Here is a 12,726-nt window from a genome sequence, read left to right on the forward strand (position 1 = left end):
ATTAAATCTTTATTCAAACAATGATAAGCCAAATAAATTTTATGGCTTATTTTTTATTAATCACTGCAATAAGCATGCAGTTTTTATAATTTCAAATTGTCCATGAGTTTAAAAATGGAAAATATTGAACTTCAAATATATGAATATGCTGTTAGAAGCTGATAAAAAAAGCCTAATTTCTACCCTGTTCTTCAGGATAGAGCGTAAAAACAGGATCACTTTGGTACACTTCTTTAGAATCTACATCAATTGCTGAAATAGCGCCTTTAAAAGCAGCGCCTGTATCTACGTTCCAAATATTCGCTTTTTTTACCGGCTTATCATGCCCAATACGGGTGACCGGAGTATGCCCAATATAGATCTCCTGGAAATGCCGAAGCCTTTTAGGGTAAAAATCATCTTCCGGTTTAAGGTCTTCTTTCATGGCCAATGCCATCTCCCACAAGGTTCGGTCCCAGTAAAACCCTGTATCGTGATATTCAAAGTCGGGGCCATGAAGATTCGTAAATCCTGCATGAACATATAAACGTCCCTTCTCATCTTTGTGATAATTAAACATCTCCCTGTAGAAATTTATATGAGCTTTCTTTTGTTCTTCATCAAAATTTCGATAAGCGTTAATGCTTGATTGCCCTCCGTGTTCCAACCATTTTTGGTTCATTTCGCCCGTTTCCAGCCATTTATGAGCAAGGTCATCGTGATTTCCTCTTATAAAAATGCAGGAATTTTGCTTGGCAAGTTCTATAAGATACGTAACGGTATTTGCAGAATCACTCCATCCATCTACATAATCTCCAAGAAAGATAAGTTCATCTTTTGGGGCAAGGTCTATCCTTTCGAGTAGCTGGATGAGTGCTTTCAGTCCGCCATGTAAATCCCCAATCACTAATTTTCTAGACATATTAATTGTATTTCACCTTTCGTAAAATTCGCATACTCTCCTTATACGAATTATAAATTTCCCTGCTGTAAGCCTTAATATAAGGTTTGGCTTCCTCGAGTTTGGTTAAAGCTTCGGTAAAATTATTTAAATAACATAATAAATACGTGGACGGTAAATTTTTCAGGTCTTTTTTATCTCCTGCATTAAGTTCATATCCTTTTTTTAGTTTTTTGATAACCGCCTGGTTGGTATTGTAAATATGAAAAAGGGTTTTTTTATCAAATGTGGGAGGCTCGAATAATAATTTACTATCTATATCGTAGCTTCCATTATCCCGAAATCTGATAGTAACTTCTTCCAAAGGATAATATTGAAATTGATCGTGCAGCCCCAGATGAACATATTCTGTTATTTTAAATTGATCCTTATCCTGAACAATACTTACCTCATCAAGGTCAGAATAAAAAAGTTTTACCTGTTCATTAATAAGTTCTATATCTACCCGGGAAAAATATTTTTTTTCTTTTATTTTTTTCTGTTTTCCAGCCCAACAAACCACAAAATATTCTTTAAAAACCTTATAAGTTGGGTTGTAATCACGGCGTTTTTTCATAAAATCAAAAACACCATCCAGGGTATATTCGAGGTTGTTATGAGAATGATTCTCAATAGAGGCAACTATCGGGGAATTTAAATCCCTTATTTCGATATCAAAAACCTTCGGCATGCTTATACTTCCATCCCTAAAAAAAACAGAGCCACCAAAATATTTCCAAATATTCTTTCTAAAGGAACAAATTTTTCCGTGGTTGGGTCGAATAGTAACCAATCCAACCACTAAATGATCTGGTAAATGTGGGAATGGAATATTTTCGTACGATATAATTGGTGGATTGCTTAAATAGGCATTCACCAGGTTTTGAATTTTACTGTCGTCAAAAAAATCGATGCCAATAATTTTACTGTCTTCATCTTCTACTCCAATCACGATATAAGAGTTGTTTTCAGGATTAGAGTTAGAAAGTGCACAAATATGTTTTAAGAATTTAGCCTTGCCTTCTTTTTCGCCAATATTCAACTGCCGCTTTTTATCATAAAAGCTGTTCTCATCATTGTGCGCAAGCAGGTTTTTTATAAGAAGGCGTTTGTTGATCATGGGTTATTTTCCATTAATTATTCAATCGTATTTAGAGCCTTTTCTTTCTGATGATCTCAAAAAATTCATGAATTTTGAAATTTGCTCATTTATAATTTCAGATTTTTCTGGCTAAAAGCTCATACTCATTTAACGATATATGATCTCTGTCTAAAGCTCTTTGGAGTTGAGCTTTGGTTTCATAATTAGAACCTCTGGCAAAACTCAGAAATTGAATAAATTCTTTATTTCCTCCTCTTCCAAAACCTTCTGCGATATTGCCCATTACTGAACCGGATGAACCATTAATTTGATCTCTTAATTTGAAGTCTTTTGAAAGATTTGTCTCATTCATTAGCCTCCAAATCTGAACACATTGAGCTCGTGATAGTTTATAAATCTCTAATTCTTCAAAATTTTGATAATGAGCCATTTAAATAAATAATATTAATAAAGAATAATTAATCTTTAGAAATGAGAGTACTGGAAGCCTGGGCGGTAGGCATCACGGTAAGATCGGCAATATTTACGTGATAAGGTCTGGTCACCACAAAGTGAATAATATCGGCAATATCTTCCGGTTGTAGTGGCTGAAATCCCTGATAAACTTTTTCAGCTTTATCTGTATCGCCCTTAAAACGTACATCACTGAATTCTGTTTGAGTTAATCCGGGATTAACGGCACCAACTCGAATTCCATTTCCATTCAGGTCTATTCTCATTCCATGGTTTATGGCATCTACTGCATGTTTGCTGGCGCAATACACATTCCCATTTGGGTAAACTTCTTTTCCGGCAGTAGAACCAATATTAATGATGTGTCCTGATTGTCTTTCCAACATTCCCGGTACAATTGCTTTGGTAACATAAAGTAAACCCTTCACATTTATATCCAGCATAGTATCCCAGTCATCGGTGTTTCCATCCTGAATGGGATCTAGTCCATGGGCATTTCCCGCATTATTTACCAGAATATCAATTTCGCTAAATTCTTCGGGGATGGATTTAATATTATTAAAAACCTCTTCTTTATTCCTCACATCAAAACTGAGGAGATGTACCGAAGTTTCTACAGATAATTCCTTTTTCAACTGTTCCAGGCGGTCCGTACGTCTTCCGCATAAAATAAGTTTAAATCCTTCGAGAGCGAACCGGATGGCTGTAGATTTCCCTATCCCGCTCGTAGCACCAGTTATCAGGGCTGTTTTCATATTTTTGATTTTATTTCTAATGTAAGAAAGTATTATTTAGCAAAACGCATGAGGTTATTAAAGCATGGTTAAGTTCCGTTAAAAAGAGTTAAAATTCAAATATGCTCAAAATCTTGCACAAGACTTGCCGTTATCCTGCCATAACTAATAAAAATCTACTTATGAGATATTTAAAAAACGGAGCTTTAAAGAGTTTAATGTTGGCAACTTTAATTTCACTGGGATTCGCTAGTTGTAGCGATGATGATTCCAACAACGGTGCGACAGATGGGAAAGCTATGATGACGGTTAGAATGACCGATGCTCCCGGAGATTATGATGCTGTGAACATCGATGTTCAGGATGTGCAAATTAAAGTAGAAGCTGATGCAGATGCTGAAGTTGAAACAGATGCTGAAGGTTGGGTAAGCCTTAATGATGTTCAAACTGGGGTTTATGACCTATTGGAATTAACGGGCGGTGTTTCCCAACTTCTTGTAGATTCTGAAGTACCTGCCGGTTTCGTAAGCCAAATGAGACTAGTTCTTGGAACCGAAAATACGGTAGTGGTAAATGGAGAAACCAGACCTTTAAATACTCCCAGCGCTCAGCAGTCTGGTTTAAAGCTTCAGTTAAATCAGCAATTAGAGGAAGGCGAAAATTATGCATTTCTTCTGGATTTCGATGTGGAGGAGTCTATCGTGACCCAGGGGAATGGGGGGTATAGTTTAAAACCTGTAATTAGGTTAACTGCGGAAGCCAATGCCGGAATGGTGGTTGGAACCGTTGTTATTCCTGCAAGTATCGAGACCAATGTTCAAAGTCTGGTGAAAATAAGTAATAGCAGCGTGACTATTTCTGCGTATACCAATGCTGATGGAGATTTTGCGCTTAACGGAGTTCCTGCAGGGCAGTATAATTTACAGGTGATCCCTGAGGTTTCCAGTGGCCTTAGCGTTTTTGCACTGAGTGATGTACAGGTAAAACCTAATGAAACAACAGATCTTGGAGATCTGGAACTTTAATAGAAACAAATAAATTGTATTTAAAAGGCAGTGTTTAAAAGCACTGCCTTTTTATTTTAACCAAATTTTAACAATGCTAAATCCAATAAATTTTCAATTTGCGACGCTTACTACAAGTACGTATATTCACGACATCAAAATCTGAAAATCATGATGGAAAACGATTCATCTGTTGATATTGCCAGTATTAACGAGAAAATTGAAAGAGAAAGTGCTTTTGTAGACATTCTTACACGAGAAATGAATAAAGTGATCGTGGGGCAAAAGCACATGGTAGAACGCTTGCTTATTGGGCTTTTGGGGCAGGGACATATCTTATTGGAAGGTGTGCCTGGTCTCGCAAAAACCCTTGCCATTAATACCCTGTCACAGGCCGTTCACGGAAGTTTCAGTAGAATACAATTTACACCAGACCTTTTACCTGCAGATGTGGTGGGAACGCTTATCTATAATATGAAGGTGAATGATTTCAGTATAAAAAAAGGTCCTATTTTCGCAAATTTCGTTCTGGCAGATGAGATTAACCGTGCTCCGGCCAAGGTTCAATCGGCTTTGTTGGAGGCGATGCAGGAAAAGCAGGTAACCATTGGCGATGAAACTTTTATATTGGATAAGCCATTTTTGGTGATGGCCACTCAAAACCCGGTAGAGCAGGAAGGAACTTATCCTTTGCCTGAAGCTCAGGTAGACCGATTTATGCTGAAAACAGTGATCAAATATCCTCAAATGGCTGAGGAACAACTCATCATCAGGGCCAACCTTAAAGGTGGATTTGAAAAAGTAAATCCAGTTGTGGATCTTGAGCAGATCCTGCGCGCTCAAAGTGCAGTACGAGAGGTCTATATGGATGAAAAAATAGAAAAATATATACTTGATATCATTTTTGCCACCCGTACCCCTGAAAAATATAATCTTGAAGATATTAAGCCGCTTATTAATTTTGGTGCATCTCCAAGGGGAAGTATAAACCTCGCCATGGCTGCCAAATGTTATGCGTTTATAAAGCGACGTGGGTATGTGGTTCCTGAAGATGTTCGTGCTGTGGTACATGATGTACTTCGCCATAGAATTGGAATCACTTACGAGGCCGAAGCTGAAAATATCACTTCAGAAGATCTTATAAATAAGATTGTAAACGAGATTGAAGTACCGTAACAATTAACAATTATCGGTTAACAATGATCTGGTAAACGAATGTTTATTGATTATTGAGAATTGTTTATTGAAAAAGATGGATACAAAAGAACTCCTTAAAAAAGTACGAAAGATTGAAATTAAAACCCGAAGACTGAGCGATCATGTCTTTGGCGGGGAATATCATTCTACGTTTAAAGGGAGAGGAATGACGTTTAGCGAAGTTCGTGCTTATCAGTTTGGGGATGATGTTAGAAGTATAGACTGGAATGTTACTGCCCGCTATAATGAGCCCTTTGTAAAAGTTTTTGAGGAAGAGAGGGAGCTTACCATGATGCTGATGGTGGATGTTTCAGGTTCTGAAATGTTTGGAACGCAACAACAGTTCAAAAAAGATGTTATCACAGAAATTGCCGCAACCCTGGCCTTTTCAGCAACAAATAATAATGATAAGATAGGTTTGATGCTTTTTACAGATCAGATCGAGCTTTATATTCCACCAAAAAAAGGAAGGTCCCATGTACTTCGGATTATAAGGGAATTATTGGAGTTCAAACCGGTTGGTAAGAACACAGATATTCAGGGTGCTTTGAAATATCTTACTAATGTGATGAAGAAAAAGGCCATTGTCTTTTTGCTTTCAGATTTTATGGCAGATGATTATCAACATACTTTAAAAATTGTAGCTGGGAAACATGATGTAACGGGTATAAGGGTATTTGATAAAATGGAAGAAACGATCCCTAATCTGGGAATGGTACAAATGTTGGATGAGGAAACCGGTGAATATATTACGGTTAACACCGGTTCAAAGGCAGTACGAAGATCGTATTCAAAATATTACCAGGATAGGTTGAATTACTTCCACCAAAGCTTTTCGTTAAGCGGGGCAGGAGTTATTAATAACCGTACCGATGAAAGTTATGTAAAAAAATTACTGGGCTATTTTAAAAGAAGGGCTTAAAAGAAAAATGTTGAAAAACGCGATTAATACATATTTAAAATTCAATATCTCAGGAGGCCTGGGATTTCTGTTTTTTATAAGTCTGTTCTTATCTTTTTCAGATGCTTCGGCTCAATCTTCAGTTTCAGCCTCTATAGACTCTACTAAAATTAAGATTGGCGAGCAGATTACTTATAAAATAGAAGTAGTAACAAATCCTCAAGACCTGGTGGTTTTTCCTGAAGGGGAGAGCTTTTCTCCCCTGGAGGTGGTAGAATCTTTGAATCCGGATACCATCAGGAAGAATGGAAATTACAGATTACTAAAAGAATATTTTCTTACTCAATTCGATTCCGGAAAATATGTAATTCCGAGCCAGGAAGTGTTGATCAGAAATACCCCTTATTATACAGATTCCATAGCGGTTGAGGTGAATGATGTGGTGGTGGATACTACCAAGCAAAAGTTGTATCCAATCAAACCCTCCATAGAAGTTGACCCTGGTTTTAGCATTCCCGATTGGCTTTGGTGGTTATTGGGTATATTTTTATTAGCGGGGCTCGTTGTTTTTCTCATTATCAGGAAAAAGAAGAAAGACGCTCGGGAACCGGAATTACCTCCATATGAAGAGGCTATGGCTGAGCTACAAAAACTGGATAATTCCCAGCTTCTGGAGAAAAGAGAAATTAAAGAATATTATTCCCAGCTTAGTTTTGCGGTGAGAAAATACCTGGATAGAAAAATTTATGATCATGGTTTAGAACGTACCACCAACGAATTGATCTTATATCTTCGGAATCAAAAAGCAGAAGGTAAACTGAAACTTACCGAAGGTACCATTAGCGACTTTGAAAAAATCTTACAAAGAGCCGATCTTGCAAAATTTGCCAGAAGTAAACCCGATGTGATCACGGCTAAGGAAGATCGTTCCAAGACAAAGTATATTATTGATGATCTTCGTGCTTCGGTACCAGAACCAACCCGGGAAGAGTTACTACAGGATGAAGCTTTTCTTCAGGAACAGCATAAAAAGCGCCAGAAGCGCCGCATTATAATAGGAGTGGTCGCTGGAGTGGTGGTCATCATACTGGGAATTACGGCATTGGTGGCCACCAAGGGTTACACTTATGTAAAAGATACTTATTTAGGTCATCCCACTAAAGAATTACTGGAAGGTGAATGGATTAGAAGCGAATACGGAAACCCGGCGGTAGCGGTGACCACACCAAAAGTTCTGGTTCGCGGAGAGATTGAATTGCCTCAGGAGGTGCAACAAATGATGGTAGGTTCAGAAACTTTTATTTATGGGAGCTTGTTGAGTAACTACTATACCATGCTGAGCACGATTAAATTCAAAGGTGAGGTACAGTTTGATTTGCAGAAAGCTGTAGATGGAATTTATACCAACCTGGAAGCCCAGGGCGCTCGAAATATTGTAATGAAGCAGGAAGATTTCACGACGCTTAATGGTGCTAAAGGTTTAAAGGTTTTTGGAACTTTGGAAGCAGTAAACCCTGTTACAGGAGAAGCTATACCAAACGAATATGTGATCCTGAACTTTGCTGAAAAAGGAGGTTTTGAGCAGATCATGGTGATCTTTAATGAAGAGGATCAATATGCCAAAGAGATTTCTGAAAGGATTATCAACTCGGTAGAAATAAATAATTTGAACGAATAATGTTTGCAAATTTCACATTCGAAAATCCAGAATTTTTCTGGTTATTCCTGCTCCTTCCACTGGCGATAGGCTGGTATTTGTGGAAACGAAATAAGCAAACGCCTGAATTAAAGATATCTACTACCAAAGGATTCAAAGCAAAATCGGGGCTTCTGCCAAAATTAAAACCTGTGCTGTTTGTTTTAAGGGTACTGGTACTTTCTTTGGTTATAACAGCCATGGCGCGGCCAAGAACGGTAGATGTTTCTACCCAGACTAGCAGTACTCAGGGAATTGATATCGTGATGGCCATTGATGTTTCTGCAAGTATGCTTGCGAGGGATCTTCAGCCCAACCGGCTTGATGCAACGAAAAATGTTGCGGAAGAGTTTATTCAGGATCGTCCCGGAGATCGTATAGGCCTGGTAGTGTATGCTGGTGAAAGTTTTACCAAAACGCCCATCACCAGTGATAAAGCCATTGTTCTTGATGCTTTGGAGGATATAGAATATAATAATGTTCTCGAAGGTGGTACTGCAATTGGTTCAGGTCTGGCAACTGCGGTAAACAGAATTAAAGATAGCGATGCTGAAAGCAAGGTGATTATCCTGCTCACAGATGGGGTAAATAATGCAGGATTTATAGATCCTAATACCGCCAGTGAACTGGCTATTGAATTCGGTATAAAAGTTTATACTATCGGAGTGGGAAGCAATGGCATGGCCTTGTCTCCAATATCGGTCACAAGAACAGGGCGGATTCAATTTGGAAATGTTCAGGTGGAAATCGATGAAGAGCTTCTAAAAGAGATTGCTGCAGCCACCGGTGGAAAATATTTCAGGGCTACCAATAACGAAAAGCTGGAAGAGATCTATGCTGAGATTGATGCTTTGGAAAAGACGGAAATAGAAGAATTCAGATATTATAATTATGATGAAAAATTCCGGCCGTTAGTGCTTCTTGCCGGTGGTTTACTTTTATTTGAAGTGCTATTAAGGTTTACGATATTTAGAGGATTTATATAGATGTTTGTACTGGAAGAAAAAATATGGTTTTGGTTATTGCTGGTGATCCCGGTGATCATCCTGCTGTTTCTCATCTTTAAATTCTGGCAGAATAGAACTCGTAAAAAGTTTGCAGACCCAGATTTGCTTAAATTCCTGGCTCCAAATAGGTCCCGCTCTAAACCTCTGATCAAATTAGTACTTATTCTGCTTGCCTTGGCAAGTCTTGTTGTCGCCCTGGTAAACCCGAAAATGGGAACCAAAATGGAAACGGTAAAGCGGGAAGGAGTGGATATTGTCTTTGCAATAGATGTTTCAAAAAGTATGGATGCTGAAGATATTGCACCAAACCGGCTTGAAAAATCAAAACAACTGGTGAGTCAGATTCTAACAAGCCTCGGAAGCGACCGGGTTGGGATTATTGCTTATGCGGGAGGAGCTTATCCTCAATTGCCCATTACCACAGATTTTTCAGCAGCAAAGATGTTTTTACAGGCCCTAAATACCGATATGATCTCCTCCCAGGGAACGGCGATTAGTGAAGCTATAGAACTGGCTACTACTTATTACGATGATGATCAACAAACAAACAGGGTGTTATTTATAATTAGTGACGGTGAGGACCACGAGGGGAATGTAGAGGATATCGCAGAGCAGGCTGCAGAGAAAGGAATCCGTATTTTCACTATTGGCGTTGGAACTGAAAAAGGAGGGCCAATTCCAATAAAAAGAAACGGCGTTGTTCAGACTTATAAAAAAGACCGGGAGGGAGAAACGGTGGTTACGAAACTGAATCCTTCAACACTTCAGGAAATTGCAGATGCTACGAATGGCAGCTATATTGAAGGAAATGTAACTAGTGAGGTGGTGGAAACTGTAACTGAAGAATTACAGAATATTGAAAAGACAGAATTTGAAGCAAAACAATTCGCCGACTACAAATCTCATTTTCAATGGTTCCTGGGATTAGGTTTGGCATTATTATTTCTTGATATCTTTTTGCTGGAGCGAAGCACCGCCTGGTTAAAAAGCCTGAATTTATTCAATGAAAATAAGAAGAAAGGAGCGAAAACACATGAAAATATATAAACTAAACATATTATTTTCAGGAATTCTTTTCCTTTTCGGGATCACTTCTATAATAGCTCAGGAGAATCCGGAAAAGATTAAAAAAGAAGCTAATAAATACATTGCGGAAGCGCAGGAGGCACTTTCTGATAATAATTTCGCCAGTGCAGAAGCTTCCTATAGAAAAGCCATATCTAAAGATCCTGACAATCTTACAGCAAAGTATAATATGGGAAACCTCTATTATGCGAAAGAGAAATCTTTGAATGCAGAACAACGCTTAAAAGAAGCTGCAGAAATAGAAGCCACTAAAGAAGAAAAGCATCGAATTCATCATAATCTGGGAAATTCTTATATGCAACAAAAGAATTATCAGGAAGCGGTAAATGCATTTAAAGAGGCTTTGCGCAATGATCCAACAGACGAAGAAACACGATACAACCTGGCTTTAGCAAAAAAAATGCTGGAAAAGGAAAAACAAAACCAGGATCAGAATAAGGATCAGGAAAATCAGGACGACGAGAAAAAAGACGAAAATAAAGATCAACAACAAAAGGATCAGAACCAGGACGGTGAAGGCGGAGAAGATGAGAATAAAGATCAGAAGCCTAAGGATGAAGGGGAGAATGAAAAGGATAAAAAAGAGGGAGATCAAAACGAAGATAAGCAGGAAGATAAAGGAGATGAGCAGAAGAAAGATGAAGGCCAGGGTGATAAGGAAAAACAGCAGCAACCAAAACCAGCTCAGGGACAGTTATCTCCACAGCAAATAAAAAACCTGCTAGAGGCGATGAATAATGAAGAAAAGAAAGTTCAGGATAAGATAAACGCTGAAAAGGCAAAAGGGGTAAAAGTAAAATCTGAAAAAGATTGGTAACCTTTCTATTCTTTGCCCGACAAAAAAGATGATTTTATAGGAGAAAAAAGATGAAATTGAAATATTTAATTTTAAGTTTTTTATTGTTTGCTTCCGGGCTTATACAAGCCCAGGTGAGGTTTGAAGCAAAGGTGAGCAGGGAAAAGCTGGGAATTAATGAACGGCTTAGAGTAGATTTCGAGATGAATGAAGATGGCGATAATTTTCAGCCACCTTCCTTTGAAGGTTTTACCGTTGTTGGAGGTCCCAATCAAAAAATAAGTACCAGCATCCTGAATGGAAAAATGGCCTATTCCAAAACCTATAGTTTTTATTTACAACCTAAAAAACGAGGAAATTTAAGGATTGGGCAGGCAGAAATTATTATTGATGATAAAACTTACAAAACTTCACCTCTTACAGTAGAAATTACCGCAGCAGTAGATAAACCGACAGATGGCGATAGTAGCGAGATAATAGCAGAAGATAATTTACACCTGGTAGCTGAGGTCTCAAAAGCAAATCCCTATTTAAACGAAGCACTTACCGTAGTTTATAAACTCTATGTGAGTCCGCGGGTGAGCGTGAGCAACTGGCGTGAGTTGGACAGTCCTAAATATAATGATTTCTGGAGCCAGAGTATCGATATTCAGCAACTACGGGTTGAAAATGGTGAATATAGAGGAGAGCCTTATCGTTATGTGGTGCTTAGAAAGACAATTCTTTATCCCCAGAAAACAGGTGAGTTAAATATTGAACCTTTAACACTTTCCATCGCTGTAGATGTGCCCAGTGAGCGCAGGGATATTTTTGGTAGCCGAATTTACAAGACTGTAAATAAAACGGTTGCAGCAGATAATAAAAAAATCAATGTTAAGCCGTTACCGGACGGTAAACCTGCTAATTTTACCGGTGCCGTAGGTAAGTTCGATTTTAATGTAACGGCCAGTAAGAACGAATTAAATGCGGGGGAAAGCCTTCAGGCAAAAGTTGAAGTCCGCGGAAATGGGAACCTTAAATTATTTGATCTTCCTGAACTTACAGCGCCTTCTTCGCTTGAAATGTATGATCCTGAAAGAAGTGAAAATGTAAATACTAATCTGAACGGAATGCAGGGCAGTATTTCTGAAAGCTATACGGTTGTACCAACCCAAAAAGGGAAATATCCCATTCCGGCACTTTCCTTCTCCTATTTCGACCCCTCTTCTGAAACTTATAAAACGCATACTTCAGAAGAATTATTAATTAATGTGGAAAAAGGCCCGTTAGCCGGAAATGAGCCGTCGGGATTTTCCGGAGCAAACAAGCAAAGACTTGCCATAGATGGAAACCAGTTTAGGTTTATAAAACTGAATACCAATCTTAAAGATCTTGATAATGAAAGTTTTCTTGGATCATTTCTCTTTTGGAGTGCTTTAATTCTTCCGCTTGCAGCTATCCCACTTTTTATCTTATTTGGAAAAAAGAGGGAACAAAGAGCTAATGACGTTATGGGAAATAGAATTAGAAGGGCCGATAAACTTGCCAGAAAATATCTGTCTGAAGCTAAAAAACATCTGGGCGATCAAAAAGAATTTTACCTGGCGCTAGAACGTTCCATGCATAATTACCTGAAAGCTAAATTAAGTATACAAACAGGGGAAATGAGTAAAGAAAGAATTTCAAGTCTTCTGGCCGAAAAAGAAGTAGATTCGGAAACAAATTCAGACTTTATAAGTTTGCTGGAGAGTTGTGAATATGCCAGATATACCCCGGCATCTTCAGATACTATGCAACATGATTTTGAAAAAGCAGTTAGGGTGATTTCAACTCTTGATAAACAATTATAGGG

12 protein-coding genes are annotated in these 12,726 nt (G+C 38.2%); 8 read left to right on the forward strand and 4 right to left on the reverse strand.

The window, feature by feature from the left end:
• Positions 1 to 172: 172 nt before the first annotated feature.
• The 4 genes from Q1K34_RS00980 to Q1K34_RS00995 all read right to left on the reverse strand — a co-directional run bounded on the left by Q1K34_RS00980 (position 173) and on the right by Q1K34_RS00995 (position 3,229).
• Complete coding sequence (locus Q1K34_RS00980) at positions 173 to 901, reverse strand: metallophosphoesterase family protein (RefSeq protein ID WP_300433794.1); 729 nt, start codon at positions 899 to 901, stop codon at positions 173 to 175.
• Between the two features lies 1 nt (position 902).
• Entirely contained in the window at positions 903 to 2,039 is a 1,137-nt protein-coding gene (locus Q1K34_RS00985; protein ID WP_300433795.1) for an ATP-binding protein, read from the reverse strand.
• 97 nt (positions 2,040 to 2,136) lie between these two features.
• Positions 2,137 to 2,451, reverse strand: a complete 315-nt coding sequence (locus tag Q1K34_RS00990; protein ID WP_300433796.1) for a four helix bundle protein — start codon at positions 2,449 to 2,451, stop codon at positions 2,137 to 2,139.
• A 28-nt stretch (positions 2,452 to 2,479) separates the two neighbouring features.
• A complete protein-coding gene (locus Q1K34_RS00995) occupies positions 2,480 to 3,229 on the reverse strand; it encodes an SDR family NAD(P)-dependent oxidoreductase (protein WP_300433797.1) in 750 nt (249 codons plus the stop codon).
• A gap of 161 nt (positions 3,230 to 3,390) precedes the next feature.
• Between Q1K34_RS00995 and Q1K34_RS01000 the strand changes: the two genes are divergently transcribed.
• The 8 genes from Q1K34_RS01000 (at position 3,391) to Q1K34_RS01035 (ending at position 12,724) form a co-directional block, all read left to right on the forward strand.
• Positions 3,391 to 4,233 carry a DUF4382 domain-containing protein gene (locus Q1K34_RS01000; protein WP_300433798.1) on the forward strand — a complete coding sequence of 281 codons (843 nt, stop codon included), beginning with the start codon at positions 3,391 to 3,393 and terminating at the stop codon, positions 4,231 to 4,233.
• Between the two features lie 150 nt (positions 4,234 to 4,383).
• Positions 4,384 to 5,388, forward strand: coding sequence for a MoxR family ATPase (locus tag Q1K34_RS01005; protein ID WP_300433799.1), 1,005 nt, complete (start codon positions 4,384 to 4,386; stop codon positions 5,386 to 5,388).
• A 76-nt stretch (positions 5,389 to 5,464) separates the two neighbouring features.
• Positions 5,465 to 6,331, forward strand: a complete 867-nt coding sequence (locus Q1K34_RS01010) for a DUF58 domain-containing protein (RefSeq protein ID WP_300433800.1) — start codon at positions 5,465 to 5,467, stop codon at positions 6,329 to 6,331.
• A 7-nt stretch (positions 6,332 to 6,338) separates the two neighbouring features.
• Positions 6,339 to 7,988, forward strand: coding sequence for a DUF4381 domain-containing protein (locus tag Q1K34_RS01015; protein ID WP_300433801.1), 1,650 nt, complete (start codon positions 6,339 to 6,341; stop codon positions 7,986 to 7,988).
• Positions 7,988 to 8,992: a VWA domain-containing protein gene (locus Q1K34_RS01020; RefSeq protein WP_300433802.1), complete on the forward strand. Its 1,005-nt coding sequence runs from the start codon at positions 7,988 to 7,990 to the stop codon at positions 8,990 to 8,992. Before Q1K34_RS01015 ends, Q1K34_RS01020 begins: the two co-directional genes overlap by 1 nt.
• Entirely contained in the window at positions 8,993 to 10,060 is a 1,068-nt protein-coding gene (locus Q1K34_RS01025; RefSeq protein WP_300433803.1) for a VWA domain-containing protein, read from the forward strand.
• Positions 10,017 to 10,916, forward strand: coding sequence for a tetratricopeptide repeat protein (locus Q1K34_RS01030; protein WP_300433804.1), 900 nt, complete (start codon positions 10,017 to 10,019; stop codon positions 10,914 to 10,916). Before Q1K34_RS01025 ends, Q1K34_RS01030 begins: the two co-directional genes overlap by 44 nt.
• A gap of 50 nt (positions 10,917 to 10,966) precedes the next feature.
• Positions 10,967 to 12,724, forward strand: a complete 1,758-nt coding sequence (locus tag Q1K34_RS01035; protein ID WP_300433805.1) for a BatD family protein — start codon at positions 10,967 to 10,969, stop codon at positions 12,722 to 12,724.
• Positions 12,725 to 12,726: the final 2 nt, after the last annotated feature.

Origin of the sequence: Christiangramia sp. (assembly GCF_029937855.1) — a bacterium.
Taxonomy (GTDB): domain Bacteria; phylum Bacteroidota; class Bacteroidia; order Flavobacteriales; family Flavobacteriaceae; genus Christiangramia.